At 63.1% G+C, this 23,484-nt stretch carries 17 protein-coding genes; 8 read left to right on the forward strand and 9 right to left on the reverse strand.

Annotated elements, in window-relative coordinates; translation table 11 throughout:
* Positions 1 to 170 precede the first annotated feature (170 nt).
* From IX761_RS21335 to IX761_RS21375, 9 genes are all read right to left on the reverse strand, one after another.
* Positions 171 to 1,304, reverse strand: a complete 1,134-nt coding sequence (locus tag IX761_RS21335; protein ID WP_194791490.1) for an aminotransferase class V-fold PLP-dependent enzyme — start codon at positions 1,302 to 1,304, stop codon at positions 171 to 173.
* Between the two features lie 162 nt (positions 1,305 to 1,466).
* Positions 1,467 to 2,669: a PucR family transcriptional regulator gene (locus IX761_RS21340; RefSeq protein ID WP_228533816.1), complete on the reverse strand. Its 1,203-nt coding sequence runs from the start codon at positions 2,667 to 2,669 to the stop codon at positions 1,467 to 1,469.
* Positions 2,670 to 2,839: 170 nt separating this feature from the next.
* On the reverse strand, positions 2,840 to 3,802 hold the full coding sequence (locus IX761_RS21345; protein WP_194791492.1) for a WD40/YVTN/BNR-like repeat-containing protein: 963 nt from the start codon (positions 3,800 to 3,802) through the stop codon (positions 2,840 to 2,842).
* A gap of 10 nt (positions 3,803 to 3,812) precedes the next feature.
* The gene (locus IX761_RS21350; RefSeq protein WP_194791493.1) at positions 3,813 to 6,224 is read right to left on the reverse strand and encodes an efflux RND transporter permease subunit; all 2,412 of its coding nucleotides are present in this window, start codon (positions 6,222 to 6,224) and stop codon (positions 3,813 to 3,815) included.
* An 8-nt stretch (positions 6,225 to 6,232) separates the two neighbouring features.
* A complete protein-coding gene (locus IX761_RS21355; RefSeq protein ID WP_323744594.1) occupies positions 6,233 to 7,879 on the reverse strand; it encodes a DUF1302 domain-containing protein in 1,647 nt (548 codons plus the stop codon).
* Positions 7,880 to 7,903: 24 nt separating this feature from the next.
* Entirely contained in the window at positions 7,904 to 9,325 is a 1,422-nt protein-coding gene (locus IX761_RS21360; protein WP_194791494.1) for a DUF1329 domain-containing protein, read from the reverse strand.
* Between the two features lie 465 nt (positions 9,326 to 9,790).
* Positions 9,791 to 10,453, reverse strand: a complete 663-nt coding sequence (locus IX761_RS21365; RefSeq protein WP_194791495.1) for a hypothetical protein — start codon at positions 10,451 to 10,453, stop codon at positions 9,791 to 9,793.
* A gap of 75 nt (positions 10,454 to 10,528) precedes the next feature.
* Positions 10,529 to 11,896, reverse strand: a complete 1,368-nt coding sequence (locus IX761_RS21370; RefSeq protein WP_194791496.1) for an NAD(P)/FAD-dependent oxidoreductase — start codon at positions 11,894 to 11,896, stop codon at positions 10,529 to 10,531.
* A 61-nt stretch (positions 11,897 to 11,957) separates the two neighbouring features.
* Entirely contained in the window at positions 11,958 to 12,845 is an 888-nt protein-coding gene (locus IX761_RS21375) for a phytanoyl-CoA dioxygenase family protein (RefSeq protein ID WP_194791497.1), read from the reverse strand.
* Between the two features lie 304 nt (positions 12,846 to 13,149).
* Between IX761_RS21375 and IX761_RS21380 the strand changes: the two genes are divergently transcribed.
* From IX761_RS21380 to IX761_RS21415, 8 genes are all read left to right on the forward strand, one after another.
* Positions 13,150 to 13,731 (forward strand): TetR/AcrR family transcriptional regulator, encoded by a 582-nt coding sequence (locus IX761_RS21380; protein WP_194791498.1) that lies wholly within the window; start codon positions 13,150 to 13,152, stop codon positions 13,729 to 13,731.
* A 347-nt stretch (positions 13,732 to 14,078) separates the two neighbouring features.
* The gene (locus IX761_RS21385; RefSeq protein ID WP_194791499.1) at positions 14,079 to 15,605 is read left to right on the forward strand and encodes a flavin-containing monooxygenase; all 1,527 of its coding nucleotides are present in this window, start codon (positions 14,079 to 14,081) and stop codon (positions 15,603 to 15,605) included.
* Positions 15,602 to 16,477: an alpha/beta fold hydrolase gene (locus IX761_RS21390; protein WP_194791500.1), complete on the forward strand. Its 876-nt coding sequence runs from the start codon at positions 15,602 to 15,604 to the stop codon at positions 16,475 to 16,477. The genes IX761_RS21385 and IX761_RS21390 overlap by 4 nt, the downstream gene beginning before the upstream one ends.
* Positions 16,478 to 16,696: 219 nt before the next feature.
* Complete coding sequence (locus IX761_RS21395; RefSeq protein WP_194791501.1) at positions 16,697 to 17,854, forward strand: iron-containing alcohol dehydrogenase; 1,158 nt, start codon at positions 16,697 to 16,699, stop codon at positions 17,852 to 17,854.
* Positions 17,855 to 17,866: 12 nt separating this feature from the next.
* The gene (locus IX761_RS21400) at positions 17,867 to 19,198 is read left to right on the forward strand and encodes an APC family permease (RefSeq protein ID WP_194791502.1); all 1,332 of its coding nucleotides are present in this window, start codon (positions 17,867 to 17,869) and stop codon (positions 19,196 to 19,198) included.
* Positions 19,199 to 19,278: 80 nt separating this feature from the next.
* Positions 19,279 to 20,703 carry a gamma-aminobutyraldehyde dehydrogenase gene (locus IX761_RS21405; RefSeq protein WP_194791503.1) on the forward strand — a complete coding sequence of 475 codons (1,425 nt, stop codon included), beginning with the start codon at positions 19,279 to 19,281 and terminating at the stop codon, positions 20,701 to 20,703.
* Positions 20,704 to 20,740: 37 nt separating this feature from the next.
* Positions 20,741 to 21,994, forward strand: a complete 1,254-nt coding sequence (locus IX761_RS21410; RefSeq protein ID WP_194791504.1) for a diaminobutyrate--2-oxoglutarate transaminase — start codon at positions 20,741 to 20,743, stop codon at positions 21,992 to 21,994.
* 84 nt (positions 21,995 to 22,078) lie between these two features.
* Entirely contained in the window at positions 22,079 to 23,458 is a 1,380-nt protein-coding gene (locus tag IX761_RS21415) for an aspartate aminotransferase family protein (protein WP_194791505.1), read from the forward strand.
* Positions 23,459 to 23,484: the final 26 nt, after the last annotated feature.

The following is a 23,484-nucleotide window of genomic DNA, read 5'->3' on the forward strand; positions in this document are numbered from 1 at the left end:
AACCGCGTACAGTCAACGCTGCCTCAGCGTGGTGCACAAAGGTAATTAGCAATAACATCCATGGCAAAGCCCCCCGAGTTCAATGGGCGACGCTATCGCCCTTTGAAGGTGGTTGTCCACAGTCTGCTTTGAGCGGGCTGCCGCCGCTGCGCGGCAGCCCAGAGAAAGCCTTAGTTCACCATCACTTCGTCCAGTGCCTGTTCGAGGGTGCTGACCGTGCGCTCGATATTATGCAGCTTTTCGAGCCCGAACAGACCGATGCGAAAGGTCTGGAAGTCGGCCGGTTCGTCACATTGCAACGGCACTCCGGCAGCGATCTGCAGGCCGTGTTCGGCAAATTTCCTGCCGTTCTTGATGTCGGCATCATCGGTGTAGCTCACCACCACGCCCGGGGCCTGAAACCCGGCTGCGGCCACGCTCTTGATGCCTTTGCCGGCCAACATGGCGCGCACCCGATCGCCCAGAGCCCACTGTTCTTCGCGCAGCTTGTCGAAGCCGCTGGCTTGCATCTCGTTCATCACGTCGTTGAATCGTGCGAGAGAATCGCTGGGCATGGTCGCATGGTAGGCATGTCCGCCCTGTTCGTAGGCCTGCATGATCTGCAGCCACTTTTTCAGGTCGCAGGCAAAGCTGCTGCTCTGCGTCTGCTCGATGCGCTCGAGGGCCAAGGCACTGAGCATCACCAGCGCGCAGCAAGGCGAAGCGCTCCAGCCTTTCTGCGGTGCGCTGATCAGCAGGTCGACGGCGCACGTGTGCATATCAACCCACAGCGTGCCTGAGGCAATGCAGTCCAGCACGAATAGGCCGCCCACTGCATGCACCGCGTCGCCGACGGCCCGCAGGTAATCGTCGGGCAAGATAATCCCGGATGAAGTTTCAACGTGAGGGGCGAAGACGATCTGCGGCTTGTGCGCCTCGATGGCCGTCAGCACTTCGTCCAGAGGCGGCGGTGCGTAGGCTGCCTGGCGACCGGTGTCGACCGGTCTGGCCTTGAGCACCGTGGTGGCCGCTGGGATGTTGCCCATCTCGAGGATCTGGCTCCAGCGGTAACTGAACCAGCCGTTGCGGATCACCAGGCATTGCTGGCCGGTGGCAAACTGTCGCGCTACCGATTCCATGCCGAATGTACCGCTGCCCGGCACGACCGCAACAGCCTGGGCGTTATAGACCTGTTTCAGTGTCTTGGAGATGTTCTTCATCACCCCTTGAAAGGTCTGCGACATGTGATTGAGCGAGCGGTCGGTGTAGACCACCGAGTACTCGACCAGCCCCTCAGGGTCAATACTGGGATAGAGCTTCGACATGCGGTGACTCCTTTGGCAGAGATGTCATTGGTATGGACCCTGCCCCAGGCCCTGGCAAATGACAAGTTTGATCGGGACTGCGGCCTATGACCGCTGCCGTGCGCACTGGACCTTCAAGTTAGCAGATCCAGATCGCCCTGCAGCATGCGACTCCGATCAGCCTCAGCTGGGCTTGCCATCATCGAACGGGGTACTCCAGATCACCAGTTCAAGCGCTGCGGCAATTTGTATGCGGTGGTCGGCAAACGGCACAGGCAACAGGTCCTGCGCCCGCTCCAGCCTGCGCAGCAGGGTATTGCGATGGGTGCCCAGCACCTCGGCGGTCTGGGTGATATTGCAGCCATTGGCCAGGAAGGCGTGCAACGAGTGCTGAAGCACCTTCGACTCCGTCGCCAGACGCCCCAAGGTGCTCAAAACGAATTGCCTGGCCGCACGCGCATCCTGGGTCATCAGCGACACCATCCTGACCTGGTCGATCGTGGCCACGGCCGGCGACCCGGCCAGGCGTCCCATGAGCCTCTGGGTGGTCAACGCCTCCAGGTGCGAGCGCCGAAAGCCATTCAGCCCCGCCGCCGGCGAGCCGATAGCGCCGCGAATGCCCGGGTACTGAGCGCCCATACCGTGCAGGCTGTTCAGGTCGAACGGCTTTGCCGCACTACACCACACCCACAAGGTAGCGGGACCTGCGAATACGATCAGGGGCGCCGCCGCGCCACTTAGCTGGGCCAGGCCGCGTGCCATGCCCTCCAGCAAGCGGATCTCCACGTCTGGGGTTTCGCTCCACACCACGAACGCCTGATGCTTCTGAACCAGGTTGTAGTTCAACCGCCTGCCGAGCTGCTCGCTGTCCACCTCCCTGCCGTCGAGCAGTCGACTGACCAGGCTGCGTTTGTCGATGTGCTCGTCGTGGGCGGCCGCCTCCTTTTCCTGCAGGATGATCTGGGTGATCACCCGCATGTTGCCGTCGATGAATTCCGATATCGAACGCGACGAGACGGCCAGGAACTCCTCGAGCACCACGGGATCCTGGGTCAGGCTGAACGCCATCTTCATCCATAGCTCCCAGGCCGTGTTCTGGGTCGACCTGGCGAGATTCACCAGCAGCTCCGACAAGCCTCTGCGGGCAAGCTCCCGGGCCGTGTCCACCATGTCGGCGGACACGTAGGGCTCCACCGGCTCGCCAGGACGCTGCAGGTTCGCATTCGCCCAGTGCAGCAACTCCGCCCGGTTGGCGCGCCGGCAAGCCGCCAGGATCACCGGGTCCTCCAGCAGCCGTGCATCTTCCGGGGAAGCGAACAGCGATTGATTCAGGCGCTCGATCCATTCCGGTGGCAGCGCCTGAGCCCGCTCGGCGCCTTTGCGCATGAGCTCGCGAACGGTTTCCGATGGGCGTGGCCAGAGGGGCACAGGGCTGGTCATAAGGCGTGCGAACTACTCAAAAAACGAATCCGTTAATGGAGCGGTTTGTCACTAAACCAGGCTTCGCTCGGCGACACCGGTTAGAGGACAAATTGCGTGTGGAGCTTCTCAGCATTCTAGTCCGGGTCGAGCACCACCCCACGTCGTGAAAACAGCACGGGCGCCCCGTCGGCATCGAGCAGCGCCGCAGTCAGCGACAGCCCATCGGCTGCCTGGTTTTCCTGGAAGCTTTGCCCGCCATCGTTGCTGAGCACCCTCATCCCATCCAGCCCGACCACCAGCACCCGCGCGCCCGAAACCGCCACGTTGGTAACAGAGCCTTTGCTTTGGGTGGGTACTCGGCGAAAGTCCTTGCCGGCCGCAGAACCGTGCAACAGCGTACCGCGCTGGCCACCCACCAGCAGGCTCCCATCGGCCAGCACCGCGCCGGCCCAGAGCGTGCCTTCGTAGCCGGTATCCAGGTAGCGCCAGCTTTTGCCCTGGTCCTCCGTGCGCAGCACCTGCCCGTGCTCGGCCGTGGCGTAGAGCGCGCCCTGCCTGTCGGCAAACAGCCCCATCAGGTTGAGGTCGGCCTTCTTGGCGCCTGGCGGTGCCTGCAGGGGCTGCTCTGTCCAGGTCTGGCCACCATTCTCGGTGGTCAGCAGCAATGACCAGAGCCCCACCGCAACGCCCTGCCGGGCATTGAAGAAGTGCACGGCAAACAACGGCCGATCTTCTTCGCTGGACAAGCGCTGGACCTGCCATGACTCACCGCCATCGGTGGTGGCCAGGATCGCCCCCCAATGGCCGACCGCCCAGCCATGCTTGGCATCCACGAAAGACACCCCCGTCAGCTGTGTGGACAGCGGCACCGAGCGCGCCTGGCGAAAGTGCTTGCCGTGATCGTCGGACAGCAACACCACACCGTGGTCGCCGACAGCCACCAGCCGCTCTGCTGCCCAAACGGCATCCAGCATGGTGGCTTGCGTGGCATTGCCTGCCTGGGCCGCCGGCACGGCCTGCAAGGGCTCGGCGTGAACGGGCAGCAGCGGCAATGCAGCGGCGAACAGGGTCGCCATCAATGAATACTTCAGTCCCATGGTTCTCTCCTCAGTGCAGCAACGCGCCGATCAAGCGCACCGGGCGCTTGCGCGGGAACACCCGCTCCAGCCAGACCGCGAAGGCCGGCAGCACGGTCATGGCCATGACCATGTTGACGATGAACATGAACGCCAGCAGCTTGCCCATGTCGGCCTGGAACTTGAGGTCCGAGAACGCCCAGGTGGCCACGCCCACGGCCAGGGTGATGGCGGTGAAGATCGTCGCAACGCCCACCTCGAGCAACGCGTGCTCGACCGCCTTGGTGATCGGCTGGCCGTGGGCCAGGTGCAATTGCAGGCGGTTGTAGATGTAGAAGGCGTAGTCGACCCCAATGCCCACGGCCAGCACCATCACCGGCAAGGTGGCAATGGTCAGGCCGATCTGCAGCTCCTTCATGAACCAGTAGCCGATGAAGGTGCCGATGGTCAGCGGCAGGCAACACACCAGCACCGCCCGCAGGTCGCGGTAGACGGCGAACACCAGCAGCGCGATCGCGGCATAGACGTAGAGCAGCATGGGGGTTTCGCTCTTCTCCACTTCCTCGTTGATGGCGGCCAGCACACCGGCGTTACCCGAGGCGAGGCGGATCGTAATGCCAGACAGCGGATACTCGTTGCGGAACGCCTTGGCGGCCTCCACCACCCTGTTGATGGTCGTGGCCTTGTGGTCGGCCAGGTACAGGTGCACGGCAGACATGCTGCAGTCGGTGCGCACCAGCCCTGGCGTGCGCGCCACCTCGGTGGCCAGCGCGGCATAGTTCATCGGGTCGATGGGCACCGCGGCCATCTTGGGATTGCCTTCGTTGTAGCCCTCGTTGAACTGACGCATGTTGCTGGAGAACGAGGCCACCGACAGCACCCCGGGCACGCCCTGCATGGCCCAGACGAAGCGATCCTGGTATTGACCCGCCGCCACATCCTCGCAGGCCGCCCCGCCTTCGCCAGAGCCCCCCTGGCTGGCTTCGAAAACCACGCTGAGCCAGTCCAGGCCGATGTCATAGTTGCTGGCGATGGAGACGGCATCACGATTGAAGCGCGAGTCCTCGCGCAACTCCGGGGCCCCCGCCTGCAACGAGCCGACGACCCGGTCGTGGCTTTGCCAGATCGCCACCAGGAAGACCACCAGGGCCACGCCAAGCACCCACTGTGCGTTGCGCCACTCGGCGAGCCGGGACAGACCGCGCAGCCAGCGGGTACGGCGTTGCCGGGACACTTCCTGGGCCGCCGCATAGCGGTCGTCGACCCGCAGCATGGACGCCAGCAACGGCAACATCAGCAGGTTGGTGATGATCTTGTACGCCACGCCCAGCGAGGCCGTGATGGCCAGCTCCCGCACCATCGGGATAGGGATCAGCAGCAGCGTCACGAAGGACACCAACGCGGTCACCAGCGCCAGTGTTCCCGGGATCAGCAAACCGGTGAAACTCGAACGCGCCGCCGCTTCGGCGCTCTTGCCGAGCGCGATCTCGCGGACGATGAAGTTGATCTGCTGCACACCATGGGACACCCCGATGGCGAATACCAGGAAGGGCACCAGCACCGCCAGCGGATCAAGGCCGTAGCCCAGCAAGCGCAAGCTGCCGAACTGCCAGACCAGCGAGGCCAGCGAACACACCAGCGCCAGCAGGGTGAAACGCAGCGAGTGGCAATACCAATACACCGCAGCGGCGGTCAGCAACAGTGCCAGCAAACAGAACTCCATTACCGCTGATGCACCGTCGGCGATATCGCCGATCTGCTTGGCGAAGCCGATGATCTGGATTTCGAAGTCACCATCCTCGAACTGCTGACGGATCTCTTGTTCCAGCCGATGGTTGAACGCGACATAGTCCAGGTGAGTACCGTCGGCTTCGTATTCGTTGAGCTCCGCGGTGATCATTGCGCTGCGCTGGTCACGGGACACCAGCGTGCCGATGAAGCCGCCCTGCGCGGTGGAGCTGGCGATCTTCGCGATGACCGCATCGTTCAAGTGCTCGGGAGACACCGTTCCCGGCACCAGCGGATCGGCGCGAAAGCCTTCTTCGGTGATCTCGTTGACGAAGGCATTGGGCGTCCACAACGAACGCACGCTGCTGCGGGAAACCCCGGGCAGGAAGCTGACCGCCTGAGTCACGTCATACAGCCGTTTCAGGCCTGGTGCGCTCCAGATATCGCCTGTGCGCGACCTGACCACGAGGGTCAGGCGGTTGGCGCCCATCAAGTCATTGCGGTAGGTCTGGAATGTGTCGATGTATTCATGGCCGACCGGCAGCTGCTTTTCGAAGCCGGCATCCATGCGCAGCTGCACGGCGAACCACGCCATGACCAGGGTGAACACGGCCAGGCTCGCCAGCACCAGCCGACGATGCCCGAACAGGACACGCTCGACGCGTGGCAGCACGCCACGCGCCTGGATTTCAGTGAGTTTCACGGAACCGTTCACGGCAGGCCTCACAAGGTGCGGGAGATCGCGACGCCGACATAATCGCGGTCACGGTACAGCTGGTCGTAAGGCGTATCGCCGCCCATGAACTTGGCGTAGTTGAGGGAAATCTGCCAACTGGCCGGATTGCGCACGAAGTTCAGGTACAGGTTCATGCTGCTCGCATCTTCGGTGAAGGTGGCCGTGAGGTTGGGCGTGCGCCCACCCAGCGAGCGTGCGTAGAAAATGCCCGGGGTGACCTGCCAGCCCGGCAACAAGGTGCCGTCGTAGGTCATGCTCAAGTCCAGGTTGATCCCCGATGAGGTCTTGTCGCCACGGGACTTCGGCGCGGTTGCAGGGTCCAGCTGCCAGGTATTGAGCCCCGCAGCCAGTGGCTCGCCATTCACTTCGTCATGCAACCCCGGGTACTTGATGACCACCAGTTCGGTCAGCAAGGTGCCCGAGCTGGCCCCGGTAAAATCGAGCAGCGTCGGCGAGTTGGACGGTGTGAAGCTGTACAGGCCGGTCAGGTGCCACTGGAACCTCTTTTCGTCCTTCCAGCATTTGCCGCCATTGCTCGCACACAGGTCGACGACCGGGTTGAGCATCACCGAATCCTTCGGCCGGTACGAAAGCTCCGTCCCCACCGCCCAGTCGCCGATCGGCATGTTGGCGCTGATGCCGTACATCATCCGGTCTTCCTGGTAGCGCCAGGTCGGCGCTGCGGCGAAGGTATCCGGGTCAAGAATGTCCACCCGCAGCGACGGCAACTTGTCGTGATAGCGCATCACGTAGAAGCCATAGTTGACGTCGCTGTCCTCCGGTTGCCAACGCAGCGAAAGGCCCCACTGGCCGCTGTCCTTGGCCTTGTTCTCAGAGTACCCGTAGTCTCCCCTGCCCTTGCCGAGACCGTTGGTGGTAGACCAGTAGCTGCCCACCGGCGGCAGCTCGCTCTTGTTCCAGCGGAACTGGTAGTAAGCCTCGACATTGACGCCAGCGCCCAGGCCCGAGGCAACACTGAGCATCGGTGCCGGCAGCACGGCCTCCTTGAGCTGCACCCCGGGGCGCGCCAGGGCCTGATAGTCGTAGGCGTTGGTGTTGTTGATACCGCCTGCCACGAACAGGCTCTCGCCCCAGTTGATCACCTGGTTGCCCAAGCGCGCGCGCACCCGCTGCCCGCCCACATCGAAGCCCTTGCTCACCCACAGGTCCAGCAGCCGCGCCTTGAAAGCGAGGTCGTCACGGGCGTCGTCGCTGAGCCCGTTGCTGCCGACACTCTCGGGGGTGTTGAACGACAGCGTGCCGGTGGTATCGGTGGCGGCGAAGTCGCGGATCCAGGTGCCACGCGCCATGAAGGTGACGTCCTCGGGCATCTTCAGCAACAGCTCATGGGTGCCCTTGAGGTAGTTGGTGAACATATCGCCGCGGTCGTAGTTCAGGTCGCCCTGGTCCGCCACGCCCGAGCTCTGCGCCAGGCAGCCGGAAGGCACGTTGTGCCCGGTCGGCCCCTGGTTGATCAGGTTGCAGCCGCGCGACTCGGTACGCAGGCCCATGCCTGCGGTGATGGTGGAGTCGAACGAGCCGTGAAGGGTTTCGGTTTCGAAGGTGAACCCCATTGCCAGTGGGGTCATGCACGCAATAGCAAGGCCTGAAGCTTTTGTGATTGTTGTTTTCATATCGGCGCTCGGAAAGGTGATGGATCAACGTTCGCTGATGGCTCGCAGGTTGTCGGAGGTGAAGAAATCGCGTTTGAGGCGTGGGCTGCTACCTTCCTCGGTGAGCCAGCGAATATCGTTCTTGCCCGCGCCGATCGAGGTCATGTCGAACAGGTAACGGCCATCGATCAGGTTGTACTGGACCTGCGCCTGCACATCACAGGCACCGGTCTCGTACACCGGGATCGAGAAGCCTTCACGCACCTTCCAGATCTGCCCTTGCTTGTCGTAGTCGACGGCCAGCAGCGGGTTCCAGCTGTCCTCGTCGATGTAGAACATGCGCTTGGGGGCCTGGTGGCGCATGCCCTGGCGCACGTTCGCCTCGACCACCCAGACGCGGTGCAGTTCGTAGCGGCGCGACTGCGGCGCGATCGAATCGTTGCCGGCGAACGCCTCCACCTTGGCGGCGGTGTCGTAGGCGCCGAAGGCGTTGTACGGCACCAGCAACTCCTGCTTGCCGACCAGCTTCCAGTCGAAGCGGTCCATGGTGCCGAAGAACACGTTCGCCTCATCGACGGTGTACTGGTTGTCCAACCCGATCTGCGGCGCGTCGTAGGAGTACGACGGCATGCGCCGTACGCGTCGCTGGCCGGGGAAGTAGTAGAAGGTCGTGGCCTGCTCACCGGCCACGGCCGTCTGCACCGCCGACTGGCCGGCCAGCGCGGCGGGCTCCAGGTAATTGAAGAAGGTGGCGTTTTCCAGGCGGCCGACGGACGAGAACAGCGCGCTGCCTTTCTTGCCCCAAGGCGTATAGAAGAAGGTGTCGGTGGATTGGCGCAACCACTCCCCGCCCTTGCGCGGCGAAATGCCCGAGATGGTTTTCGGGATTTCGACGCCGACGCCGCGGTAACGCATCTTCATGTTCCACATCACCTCTGCACCGCTAGTGGGCAGGGGGAACGGGATGCCCGGCACATGGGCTTCCTCGAGGGCAACGCCGCTGGCATCGAGCTTGGCGAAGCCCACGTTCTGCCGGGTGTTCTCAGCCACGAAGCTCGGCGCATCACAGGTACGGCGGGTCGGGAAGACGTCCATGCGATAGCCCGGAATCTTCTTGAACAGCTCCAGCTGGGCCGGCGAAAGCTTGCTCGCGTGTTGCGCCACATTGCTCGAGTCGATGCTGTACAGGGGCTTGTCGCCCTTGAACTTCCAATACTCCCCGCGCACCTGGCCGTAGCTCCAGCCCGCCCCCTGCGGCCCTGGGGCGGCCCAGGCCGGAATGTCCCCGCTTGAACTGGCGGCGCTCTCACCCCCCAGCGGCGTCAACTTCGAACCCAGCGCCTCGGCCCCCTGGGGCGCAGCCTGTACCGAACAGATCGCGGTCGAGGCCGCGAGGGTAACCAGCAGCTGCCTGAAAATACGGCGGGCGGATACGACACCTTCCGACCGTGCAGTGACTTCTTTCATTGGAGGATCCTCATACAAAGGGCTTGGACCGGCTGCTCGACCCTTCAATGGAAAGATCGGCGCCTGCTACATCTTGATCATGCGACATGATCACTTGACCATGTCGTATGATCAACACGCAAGCCACATGCCAGAATGCCTGTTACGCGGATTACATTAGATAAATCAGCTGGTTGGAATTATTTATCGCTTAGTACGCGTCTGGCGCCTGCACTTTACTGGGAAGTAAGGAAACATGTGTTACCAAAAGATGCTTTTTAATAGTGCGCCACATGAACGACTCGCCACGTATCGCGCCGAGCCACCTATATATTTCGCTTACCCAAGCCCATTATCAACGCGAATGATTCACCCATAAAAAAACCGCCCCTAAGGGCGGTAAAAAAAGCAGGCTGTCGCCCGCCATGGAGTAATAACAGCTACTCAATAAATCATCCAACCAGAACTTGAGCCCTACCCCACAACTTAGCTGGGATTGAGCACGGCATGCGAGGACACTTTCCGTGAACGCTGAAGTGCCCCATAGGCATAGAACAACTGCACAATCGAATAGGACCAGGTCAGGAAGGCACAGGTCATGAAGATCATCTTCGTGTCATCCCCGGGGATCGGGTAGAAGTCATACCGCAGCGCGATCGTCAGCCCCGCCGCCCCTCCCAGCAGGGTGGCCAGCGCGTGCAGAGACTCGCCGGCACGTAGCAGTCGCCCGATAAAGTAGACCAGGAACAACGTGTAGAACGACCACATCAATACATAGAAATAAGGCAGTAACTCTTTAAAGCCCGGCCACAGGTAGTAAATGGCCGTCGCGGCAAAAGCAGCCACAAACAATATCACGTCCTTCGCCCGCGACGGCTTGTAATTGTGCGTCACGGCCATCAACCCGAGCGTTGCAATAATCGGCACGCCGACCCCGCGGGAAAACGCATCCAGAAAAAGGGCGACGCTATAATTGGCTTGCCACCCCGTGGCGATGAACGTCGTAAAATTTGTTGCGGAAATACCGACAATCAAAAACTCCACGCCCAGCAGATAATTCTTGCGCCGGATAAATGCAACACCATACCCCAAGCCACTCAGCACCAGCAGCACGCATGCGATCAACGCAAATAAATCTATGAGTTCCACGATAACAGCCTCTGTCAAAAGGATCGCGCCGTAGTTCTACAATTACGGGGCATAGAGCAAGTACATCAAATACAATCAGCCCTTTCTGGCCTTGTCTTTACGCACTTTTCTATCGGTCCAGTCATCCAGCACCTTGGCCGCCGCAAAGGCAGCGTGAACGGCGCACCAGTGCAAGGGTTCAGGCAGCATGGAGGGGGTCTTGTGTTGCAGTGCCGCCAGCAGTTCAGGCGCCTGGCCGTTGATTTGCTCGGCAAACAGCTTGCCGATCAACGACTGGGTGCCCAGCCCGTGGCCCGAGCAGCCGGTGGTGTAGTAAATGTTCTGTTTCGCGCCCATGGCACCGATCACCGGCAGGAAGTCGTAGGCGCCACTGACGTAGCCACTCCAGCAGTGCTTGAGGCCCAGGCCCTGCAATGCCGGATAGCGCTCGCGCAGCATCTGTGCCAATGCCGTGTAGGCGCCATGGTCCGGGATATTGGGCGTCTTCGAACCGTAGGCATACCCTAGTTTCTTGACGGTCAACACCATCGTGCCGTGCGCCGTCAGGCGGTGGCTCTCCATGGTGTAGTGCGGCGTGATGATCCCTTCCCGCCCTTGCCAGCCGAGGGTAGCCAACTGCTGCGGCGACAACGGTTGGGTTTCGATTGCCGACACGCGAATGGCCGCAACCTTGTTGCGCAACACCCCCAGCTGCGGGGTATAGGCGTTGGTGGCCAGCACCATCACCGGGGCGGTTGCACTGCCATGCGCGGTCTTGCAGGTAATGACCGGCCCTTCGCTGAACGACAGCAACGGCGTGCGCTCGTAGAGTTTCACCCCCGCCTCGATGGCCGCGCGCCGCAGGCCGCCGATGTACTTACCGGGGTTCAGGGTGCCGCCACACTGCTCGGCGGCGAACAGAAAGGCTTCGGGGATGCCCCGCGCACGCATCTCGGCACCGTCCACGAAGCGGCTGGCCGCCCCCAGTTTCTGACCCAGCGCCATGTTTTCCCGCAAGCGCTTCTCCTGGCTGGGATGAACACCGGCCCGGAGCACGCCCGAAGGGTTGTAGTCACAGTCGATGCCCAAGGTCTTGAATCGACCTTCCACGTAGGGCACCGCCTCGTCATAGAACCTGACGAACTGCGTGGCCTGCTCCACGCCCACGCGTTTGACGAACATATCGTATTCGATGCCCATGCTGCCCAGCAGGTAGCCCGCATTTCGCCCGCTGGCACCGAAGCCGGCGAAATCCTGCTCCAGCAGGATCACATCCGCCCCGCGCGCCCTCAGCTCCAGCGCGGTCGACAGGCCGGCAAAACCGGCGCCGACCACGATGACATCGGCCTGCACGTTTGCTTCGAGCGTTGGCTGCAAATCGCCCGGCCGCTCCACCCATCCACCCAGACTGCGAAACTTCAACGGCGCTGCATCACCACGGGCTGCATTGTTCAACGCGTTCATTTACATGGCTCCCGAAAACTGTGGCTTGCACCCTGGGCCGCCCCCTGGCGGCCCAGGCGCGTCAGAACCCTTTGCCCGGCTCGACGAAGTCCGCCATGCCCAACAGCTCTTGCGGGTCGCGCATCTGGCCATCGATTTCTACCCAGCCCAGCAATGTGGAGCTGGCACTCCAGCCCAGCAGGCGTTGCATTTCTGCTGGGAGCTGGCGAACGCGTTCGACGGGAATGGACAGGAAGTGATTCTCTTCAAGGCGCAGGAAGGCCAGGTCATAGGCCATGGTCAGGCCGGTGCGTGGCGCGTCGGACCTGTTGGCACCGCCGCCGTGATACACCGACCCCATCCACAGCAACGCCGAGCCTGCCTTCATTTGCGCGGCGACGGTTTCTTCCTGGGTCGGCATGCGCTCGTCATCCCATAGATGACTACCGGGGATGACCCGCGTCGCGCCGTTCTCATCGGTGAAATCCGAGATGGCCAGCATCATCTGCAGACGGGCCTCACGCCCGTACTGGGGGTGGCGCCACAGCGACGTGGCATCGTCGCGGTGCAGGGGCTGGAGGCCCTGGCCCGGCCCGATCTGGATGGCCTGGGTAATGCTCAATTGAATATCGGGCGTGACCTCGATGCGGTCGCTCCCGACCCAGACATGGGTAGGTGTTTGCAGGATCTGCCTGGCCGTATCGATGAACAGCGGGCTCAGCGCCACCTCCACCGCCGTGCCGCTGCGCCCGATGATACGGGCGACACGCCGGGTCTGCGTGCCTGCGAAGTAAGGGTCGACGCCGCAAGGCGTGGCCTTCAAGTAGGTGTCCAGCTCTTCGGTGAGGGCCTTCAGCGTGGCGGGCGAGACGAAGTCACTAATGATGACCCCACCGTCACGCCGGATGATCTCCACCACTTGCTCGACCGAGGCATCGCTGCCGACCGTCGAGAGTTCTCGTGTATCCATCTGCGTTCTACCTATCTGGTTTTGTCGTTGTTCTATCCAGTGAGCCTCGGCAATCCGGCTCAGCCCACCCGGTGCCAACCACAGTGTTCGCGACCGTCGTCCAGCGATGACACGGTGGAGAACTCATCATTACCGAACATGGTCAACTGATCAAGTCGTTTGATTAAACTAATTTTCGTGCTGTGCTATCTGCAGGGCATGGGATTGCATCGACTCATGGATCCAGGCATGACCTTGCGATAGCATTCGTCACCGCCGACGCCCGACCAGAGGGCTGGCGGCACTACCGAATAGGGAGAACTCAATGGCTCGGATTGGCGCTGATGAGCGCAGGCAGGACTTCATCGAGGCCACCGTGAAGGTGATCGCGGAACATGGCGTGGCCAACGCCACCACCCGGCGTATCGCCGCGGCGGCAGACTCGCCCCTGGCGTCGTTGCACTACGTCTTCCACACCAAGGACGAGTTGTTCTATGCGGTCTACGAGTCCTTGATCAACATGCCGCAACAATCGTTGCAACACGTGCCGACAGGCGCCACGGCAGCGGAATCGGTGGGGGAAATGTTGCGCCAGCTGGTCAACTGGTTCACCGCCCACCCGGAAATGGCCACCACCCAGTTCGAACTGTTTTGCTGGAACCTGCGCAACAACCCGGAGATGGCGACCAAGATCTATGCCGTCTCCCTCGACGCGGCCCAGCAGGCCATCGTGAAAGTCACCGACGGCGCGCTGGACCAGGCCGCACTGACCACCATCAGCCGCCTGCTGATCAACCTGTTCGACGGCTTGATGCTCGCCTGGTCCGCCCACGGCGACCGCGCGCGCCTGGAGGCCGAGACCGACACGGCCTGCCAGGCGGTCAAGCTGCTGGTGGCCAGTTACTGAGGCACCCTGCGGATGCGCTGTGCTGCGTTTAAGCGCAGCGCATCCGCCCCCTTGTAGGAGCGGCCTTGTGCCGCGAAAGGGCTACGAAGCGGCCCCAGGTTCTCGGCAACGGCACAAATCGCTGGGGCTGCTATGCAGCCCTTTCGCGGCGCAAGGCCGCTCCTACAGAAGAGCTGCGCAAGACATCGCGAAAATCAGCGTTGCGCCACCCACCCATGTGCAAATCATCCTAAAACGGTAGCGACCTGGTGCATTTTGCACCTTGTCCCGCACCGTTGGCCGCCCTATTCTGGTCACATGATCAAGTCAATAGATCAGTCTCTATAACACAATAATCAGGAGGCGAGATGTCCTCTCACACTGCTCTTCCGGTTGAGCCGCTCGATATTTTGATCATTGGCGCCGGTGTGTCTGGCATCGGCGCGGCGGCCTACCTGCGACGCAATCAACCGCACAAGACCTTTGCCATCCTCGAGTCCCGCGAGCGCATGGGGGGTACCTGGGACCTGTTCCGTTACCCCGGCATCCGCTCCGACTCGGACCTGTACACCTTCGGTTTCGACTTCAAGCCCTGGACCAAGGCCAAGTCCCTGGCGGACGCCGCGGATATTCTCGAGTACCTGGGCGAAGCCATCGACGAGCACCAGCTGGCCCCCTTCATCCAGTACCAGCAGAAAGTCATCTCGGCCAACTGGCAAAGCGAAAAGGGCCTGTGGGCGGTGCGCATCGAGGATGGCCAGACGGCGCAGGTCCGCACCCTCGAATGCCGCTGGCTGTTCAGCGCAGGTGGCTACTACCGCTACGACCAGGGTTTCACCCCTCGCTTCGAAGGCACCGAGCAGTTCAAGGGCCAGATCATCCATCCGCAACACTGGCCGGAAAACCTCGACTACAGCGGCAAACGCGTCGTGGTCATCGGCAGTGGCGCAACCGCGGTAACCCTGATTCCAGCCATGGCCGACAAGGTCGCCAGCATCACCATGCTGCAGCGCACGCCCTCCTACATCATCAACCAACCGGCCAATGATGGGGTGGCAGCGTTCCTGCGCAAGGTCCTGCCCGCGCAAACCGCCTATTCCCTGACGCGCTACAAGAACGCCAAGATCACTCTGGCCTTCTGGGGCTTCTGCCAGCGCTTCCCGAAGCTTTCGAAAAAACTGCTGCTGTGGCTGACCCGCAAGGAGCTGCCCAAAGACTACCCGGTCGACGAGCATTTCAACCCGCCCTACAACCCTTGGGACCAGCGCCTGTGCTCGGTGCCCGAAGGCGATCTGTTCAAAGCCATCAGCGCGGGCAAAGCCGACATCGTCACCGACCATATCGAGCGCTTCACCGAGTTCGGTGTATTGCTCAAGTCAGGCAAGATGCTCAAGGCCGACATCATCGTCACCGCCACGGGGCTGAACGTGCAGCTGTTCGGTGGCATCAGCCTGTACAAGGACGGCAAGCCGGTGGTGTTGAGCCAGACCCTGGCCTACAAAGGCATGATGCTCTCCGGTGTGCCCAACTTCGCCTTCGCGGTGGGCTACACCAACTCGTCCTGGACCTTGAAAGTCTGCCTGCTGTGCGACCACTTCTGCCGCTTGCTGGGCTTGATGGAACGCGAAGGCTACAACGTCTGCGAGCCCAAGGCGCCGGATGGCATCGAAACCCGCCCCTTGCTCGACTTCGGTGCCGGCTACGTGCAGCGCGCGTTGGACAGCATGCCCCGCCAGGGCCCGTGCGAACCCTGGGTGATGTCGATGGATTACTTCCGCGACGTCAAGCTGCTGCGCCGCGGCACGGTGGCCGACAAGAGCCTGAAGTTCACCGCAGTACCCCAGGCGCCCTTGCACGCCGGTGTGCAGTTGCAGCAGCAAGGTAGCCGCCGATGAGCACTGATCGTTTCTGCGAGCTGGCGGGCGAGCGCAAGCTCTGCTATCGCAGCCATGGCGACGAAGCCGATCCGACGGTCCTGCTCATCGTCGGCCTCGGCCTGCAATTGACCTACTGGCCGCAGGCGCTCATCGACGGGCTGGTCGCGCAAGGCTTGCGGGTCATCACCCTGGACAACCGTGACGCGGGCCGTTCGTTCTTCACCGATGTGACGCCCCCCACGACCCTGCAGCAGTTCCTGCGCAAGCGCACGCCCGGCTATGACCTGGGCGACATGGCCAACGATGTGGTCGGGCTCATGGATAGCTTGAAGCTGGAAACGGCGCACGTGGTGGGGATGTCGATGGGCGGCATGATCGCCCAGACCCTCGCCGCGCGTTACCCCGAACGTGTCAGCACCCTGACCTCGATCTTCTCCACCACAGGGTCGCTGCGGGTCGGCCAGCCGGCGCTCAAAGCCCTGTTCCAACTGTTGCGCCGGCCACCGCGCAACCAGCACGAAAGCGTGCGCGACTACGTGGACATCATGGGAGTGATCGGTTCGAGGCTGGAGTGGAACGAGCCGGCCTTGCGTGACTACGCCACGCAGGCCTGGCCGCGAGGTGGCGGTGAGGCCAGCAACCTCGGCACCGCCAGGCAGATCGGCGCGATCATCAACTCTGGTGACCGTACCCAGGAGTTGCAGCAGATTCGTTGCCCGACGCTGGTCATTCATGGCGACAAAGACCTCATGGTCGCCACCAATGGCGGGTTCGCCACGGCGTCGGCGATTCGCGGCGCCAACCTGGTGCTGCTGCCTGGCATGGGGCATGACTTTCCGACGTGCCTGTCGGGCACGCTGCTGTCCCTGCTGTCGGGGCACATGCGCTAACACCGATTTTCTTTTAGGGGCGCGTCGCTTGGTCGCCCCTCTTTTTATTCCGCTGGAAGCTTTTCGCAACACGCTTGAGCAAGGCCCAAAAACAACAAGATTCCGGCCTGTGCGTACCCGCCAGGCCCACAGCACACGCCTGAGCCGTTGACCACGGCCAGGCGCGGGTGCTCCTCCACTGCCCTTTCGACAATGACAACAATTGAGCAAGAGGTACGTATGGAATTCAAGTTCTTACTCCCCAGCAAAATCGTGATGGAACCCGACCTGCGCGCACGCACCGGTGAACACCTGCGCGAACTCGGCCTGGCTCGCGTGCTGATCGTGACCGATGCCGGGGTCAAGGCCGCAGGCCTGCTGGACAGCGTCTACGCAAGCCTCGACAAGGCCGGCATCGCCTACGAGGAAGTGGCGGACATCAAGGCCAACCCGCGCAGCGAAGACATCAACCACACCGCCCAGCGCTTTCGGGGCACGGGTATCGATGGCCTGCTGGCAGTAGGCGGCGGCAGCGCGATGGATGCGGCCAAGGCCATCAGCCTGCTGCTCACCCACGACGGCCGTATCGAGGACTACGAAGGGTCATTCACCCTCAAGCACGCCATCCCACCTATCGTCGCCATCCCGACCACGGCCGGCACCGGCAGCGAAGTGACCTGCTTCTCGGTGATCACCGACACCGCCCGCCACTTCAAGATGAACGTGCTGGACTACCGCATCGGCCCGGTACTGGCACTGCTCGACTCCCATATCACCGACACGCTGCCATCGTCGATTGCCGCCGCGACCGGCATGGATGCCCTGACCCATGCCATCGAAGCCTACACCTGCCGCGTGGCGAACCCGATCAGCGACGGCCTGGCGCTGCATGCCATCCGCCTGATCAGCCAGCACCTCAAGGCGGCCGTGCAGGAGCCCGACAACCGGGCGGCCCGGGAGCAGATGCTGGTGGCCAGCCTGATCGCCGGCATGGCCTTCGGCAACGCCGACGTCGGCAGTGTGCACTGCATTTCCGAAGCCATCGGTGGCCTGTACGACACGCCCCACGGCGTGGGCAACGCGATCTTCCTGCCCTTCGTGTTCGGCCACAACCGTGATGCCGATATCGTCCGCCATGCCCAGGTCGCCTACGCGCTGGGGATCGACCCGACATTGTCGCCGGTCGACGCCGCCGAGGCCGCTGTGGGCCACCTGTTCCAGATGAGCAAGGACCTGGGCATCCCTCGTTTCGCCGAGGTCAAGGGCGTGCGCGAGGACGACTTCCTGACCATTGCCGAAAAGTCCAAGCAGAACTTCTCGGACGCCAGCAATGCCAAGGCGATGTCCGTAGAGGCCTACCACGACATCATCACCACCGCTTACCACTTCGTCGCGTAAGAGGGCACCGTCATGAGTCAGTCAACCTCAGGCGCCTCGTTGAGGCGCACCCTGGGCCCGTTTTCCGTGCTGCTGTTCGGCCTGGCCTTCCTGGCCCCGCTGATCGTCTTCGGCACCTATGGCGTGATCACCCAGGCCAGCGGCAACACCACGGCCACGGCCTACCTGATCGCTGCCACCGGCGTGGTGTTCACGGCCTTGAGCTACGGCCGACTGGTCAGGGTGTTCCCGGTGGCAGGTTCGGCCTACACCTACACCCGCAAGATGCTCAACGCCAACCTCGGCTTCATGGTGGGCTGGGCCGCCCTGCTCGACTATTTCTTCATCCCGATGCTGATCTGGTTGCTCGGCGCCAGCTACCTCAACATGGCGTTCCCCGAGGTGCCCCAGTGGGTGTGGATCACCGGCTTCATCGTCTGCACCTCGCTGCTCAATGTGCTCGGCATCCAGGTGGCCAACCGCTTCAACGTGCTGTTGATGGTGGTGCAACTGGTCATCATCGTCGTGTTCATCGGCCTGTGCGTGCACTACATCGTGGCAGCCAACGGCCCGGGCGGGCTGCTGTCGGCCAAGCCGTTCTTCAACCAGGACGTGCCGTTCGCCACCAGCATGGCCGGCGCCGCCATTGCCGCATACTCGTTCCTGGGCTTTGACGCGCTGTCCACGCTGAGCGAGGAAACCCGCGACCCTGGCCGCACGCTGCCGCGCGCCATCCTGTTGGTCGCCTTGATCGGCGGCTCGGTCTACGTTGGCTCGTCGTACTTCATGTACCTGGCGCACCCCTCCCCCACATTCGAACTTGTGGATGGGGCCGCATTCGAGATTGCCCGGATGATCGGCGGCGACCTGTTCTTCGCCGTGGTCCTGGCCGGCATCATCGTCGCCCACTTCGCGGCGGGGATGTCGTTCCAGGCCAGCGTGGGCCGGCTGCTCTACGCCCTTGGCCGGGACAACCAACTGCCCCGCCGGCTGTTCGGCGCGCTGCACCCTCGCTACAAGACCCCGGCCTTCAACATCCTGCTGTGCGGTGTGTTCGGCACCGCCGGGTTTTTCTTGACCATCGCCACCGCGACCTCCCTGGTCAACTTCGGCGCCTTCCTCGCCTTCACCGCCGTCAACCTGTGCGCCTTGCGCCTCACCTTTGATGCACGCGTCAAGGACGGCGCCGGGCTGCTGCGCGGGGTGCTCTTCCCGCTCATCGGCCTGGTCACGGCCGGCTGGATGCTGGTCAGCCTGGATAAAGACGCGCTGATCATGGGCAGTTGCTGGCTCGGCCTGGGGCTGGTCTACCTCGCCTGCCGGACCAGCCTGTTCCGCAACCCGGTGCCCGACGCCCTGGCGTAGCGCCCCTGTTTCCCCTCGAACGCTCTGACGACAATCCCAAGGCAGGCCACAGGCCTTGCCGTGCAAAGACGAGAATCGACATGCAAACAAAGCTCCTGATCAATGGCGCCCTGGTGGCCGGCGAAGGCGACGACCTGGCCGTGTACAACCCGTCCCTGGGTAGCGTCCTGGTACACACCAACGAGGCCAGCCACGCCCAGGTGCATGCCGCGGTGCAAAGCGCGGATGCAGCCTTCGAAACCTGGTCGCAAACACCGCCCAAGGACCGTGCGGCACTGCTGCTCGCCCTCGCCGACCGTATCGACGCCCTGGCCCCTGAGTTCGCACGCCTGGAGGCGGACAACTGCGGCAAGCCGTTCACCGCCGTGCTGCAGGATGAACTGCCCGCCGTGTCGGATGTGTTCCGCTTCTTCGCCGGCGCCGTTCGCTGCCTGCAAGGCTCGGCGGCGGGCGAGTACATCCCGGGGCACACCTCGATGATCCGCCGCGACGCGGTCGGTGTGGTCGCCTCCATCGCACCGTGGAACTACCCCTTGCTGATGGCGGCGTGGAAGCTCGGCCCGGCCTTGGCCGGCGGCAACACCGTGGTCCTCAAGCCCTCCGAACACACCCCGATGAGCACTTTGAAACTGGGCGAGTTGCTCGCCGAGATCTTCCCCGCCGGGGTGGTCAACATCGTTCATGGGCGCGGCGCCACGGTGGGTGAACCGCTGACCAGCCACGCCCAGGTGCGCATGGTGTCGCTGACCGGTTCCGTGCGTACCGGCAGCCGGATCATCGAAGGCACCGCCGACAGCGTGAAGCGCATGCACATGGAGCTGGGTGGCAAGGCGCCGGTGCTGATTTTCGACGATGCCGACATCGACGCCGCCGTCGAGGGTATCCGCGCCTTTGGCTTCTACAACGCCGGCCAGGACTGTACCGCCGCCTGCCGCCTCTATGTGCAGAAAGCGGTCTACGCAGAATTCGTTCGCAAGCTCGGCGAAGCCGTGTCCAGCATCCAGTGCGGGTTGCAGGACGACCCCGCAACCGAAATGGGCCCGCTGATCACCCAGGAGCACCTGGCGCGTGTCGAGGGCTTCGTCAACCGTGCCCGGGAGCTGCCCCATATCGAGGTGGTCACCGGCGGCAAGCGCGCCGCTGGTGCCGGGTTCTTCTTCGAGCCCACGGTGCTGGCCGGAACCCGCCAAGAGGATGAGGTGGTGTGCCGGGAAATCTTCGGCCCGGTGGTCACCGTCTCACCCTTCGAGGACGAAGCCCAGGTACTGGCATGGGCCAATGAATCGGATTACGGCCTGGCTTCCTCGGTGTGGACCGCCGACGTGGGGCGCGCCCATCGCCTGGCCGCCCGCCTGCAGTACGGCTGCACCTGGGTCAACACCCACTTCATGCTGGTGAGCGAGATGCCCCATGGCGGCGTGAAGCTGTCGGGGTATGGCAAGGACCTGTCCATGTACGGCCTGGAAGACTACACCGTGGTCCGCCACGTGATGTTCAAGCACTGACCGCCCCACGACACCCCATCATTGCAAGAGGTTATGCATGAGCAACATCGAGACGTTCGAAAGGCTTGAGTCCAACGTGCGGATGTACTGCCGCGACCTGCCGCTGGTGTTCGATACCGCCCAGGGCAGCAAGATCCGCGGCGAGGATGGCCGCGAGTACCTGGACTTCTTCGCCGGTGCCGGCGCCCTCAACTACGGCCACAACGACCCGCGCATGCGCGATGCGTTGATCGCCTACCTGTCGGCCAACGGCGTGACCCATGCCCTGGACCTGCACACCACCACCAAGCGCCAGTTCCTCGAGGCGATCGAGCGTGACCTGTTCCAGCCACGCGGCTGGGACTACAAGGTGCAGTTCACCGGCCCGACCGGTGCCGACGCCGTTGAGGCGGCATTGAAGCTGGCGCGCAAGGCAACCGGGCGCACCAAGGTCGTATCGTTCCATGGTGCGTACCACGGTATGACTGCCGGCGCGCTGGCCGTCACCGGCAACCGCACCCGCCGGGGCCCCGGGCTGTCCACAGACGTGGTGTTCGTACCGTACGAAGACAGCCCTTACGGTGAGTTCGACAGCATTGGCTTCCTCGAGCGCCTGGCCAACGACCAGGGCAGCGGATCGGAACTGCCGGCCGCGGTGATCGTCGAGTCAGTGCAGATCCAGGCCGGTGTCTACCCGGCCTCCAACCTGTGGTTGCAGCGCTTGCGCCAATGGACCCGCGATCACGGGGTGGTGCTCATCTGTGACGAGATCCAGGCCGGCTGCGGCCGCACGGGCGATTTCTTTGGTTTCGAGCGCTCCGGGATCGTGCCGGACCTGATCACCTGCGCGAAATCCATCGGCGGCTTTGGCCTGCCGATGGCGATCGTGTTGATCCGTGCCGGGCTGGATGTGTGGGAGCCGGGCGATCACATCGGCACTTTCCGCGGCAACCAGCTGGCGTTCCTGACCGCACAGATCGCGCTCGGCTATTGGCGCGACGCGCAGTTCCTCAAGCTGCTGGCCGACAACAGCGCGGCCATGACCCGTGCGGTTGCCGGTTTCGCCGAGATCCCGGGCGTCGCCTCCGCGCGCTCGCGCGGCATGATCGCCGGCATCGATTTCGGCCGCGGCAACGTGGCCTTGGCCAAAGATGCCCAGCAACGCGTGCTGCAAGCGGGCGTGCTGGTCGACCGCTGCGGCCCGAACGGCGAAATCATCAAGCTGATGCCACCGGTGAACACCCCGACCGACCAGCTCGAAGCAGGCCTGAACGCTTTCGGCGAGGCGGTCGCGGCAGCGCTTCGCCAGTAACTGCAGGGCCCAGGCGTGCGCCCCGGGCGCACGCCACCTGCTCACCTGCGGGCAACCCTCGCCCTGCGACAGGAACATGAGCCAATGAGCACCCACGCTTCAACCGTTCAGAACGATCTGGCTGCACTCATTCACCCCAACACCAACCTGGCCCTGCACCGAGAGGTCGGGCCACTGGTGATCACCCGCGGCGACGGCGTACAGGTCTTCGATGACCAGGGCAATGCCTATATCGAAGCCATGTCGGGCTTGTGGAGCGTTGCCCTGGGCTTCAGTGAACAGCGCCTGATAGACGCCGCTGTCGAGCAGTTCAAGCAACTGCCCTACTACCACAGCTTCAGCCACAAGACCAACGCACCGGCGGCGGCACTCGCCGCCAAGCTGGCCGCGCTTGCACCTGGTGATCTGAACCATGTGTTCTTCACCAATTCGGGTTCCGAGGCCAACGACTCGGTGGTGAAGATGGTCTGGTACGTGAACAACGCACTGGGCAGGCCCGCCAGGAAGAAATTCATTTCCCGCCAGCAGGCCTATCACGGCGCCACCGTCGCCGCCGCCAGCCTCACCGGCATCCCGTCGATGCACCGTGACTTCGACCTGCCATCCCTCCCGGTTCATCACCTGACCTGCCCAAACTTCTACCGATTTGCCCGGCCAGGGGAAACCGAAGAAGCCTTTTCGGCGCGCCTGGCGAGTGAGCTTGAGCGCTACATCCTGGCCGAGGGGCCGGAAACCATCGCAGCGTTCATCGGCGAGCCGGTGATCGCGGCAGGCGGCGTGATCCCCCCTCCCCAAGGCTACTGGGCGGCGATCCAGGCGGTGTGCAAACGCTACGGCGTCCTCGTGGTGATCGACGAAATCATCACCGGCTTCGGCCGGCTTGGCACGATGTTCGGTTCGCAGTTGTACGGTATCCAGCCCGATATCATGGTGGTCTCCAAGCAACTGACCTCGTCCTACCAACCCCTGGCGGCCGTGCTGGTGTCCGATGCCATCCATGACGTCCTGGTCAGCCAGAGCCAGCGCCTGGGGGCATTCGCCCATGGCCTGACCTGCACGGGCCATCCGGTCGCCACCGCGGTGGCCCTGGAAAACATCCGGATCATCGAAGAGCGCGACCTTATCGGCCATGTCCAGCGCCTGGCCCCGGTGTTCCAGCGCCGGCTGCGCGACTTCGAAGACCATCCATTGGTGGGCAATGTGCGCGGCGTCGGGCTGCTGGGCGGTATCGAACTGGTCGTCGACAAGGCCACCCGCCAACCGTTCGCCTCACCCGGGATCTTGGGCGGCTACGTGTTCAAACAGGCCCACAAGCACGGGCTGATCATCCGCGCTATCTACGACACGATCGCCTTCTGCCCACCGCTGATCACGACAGAAGACGAGGTGGAGGCCATTTTCAGCGCATTCGCCAAGACCTTGGACGACGCAACCGGCTGGGCCCGGTCGCAGAGCATTCTGTGAATAGAACAAGAAACCAGGAGTGTTGA

Source organism: Pseudomonas sp. UFMG81 (assembly GCF_015354575.1).
GTDB lineage: Bacteria > Pseudomonadota > Gammaproteobacteria > Pseudomonadales > Pseudomonadaceae > Aquipseudomonas.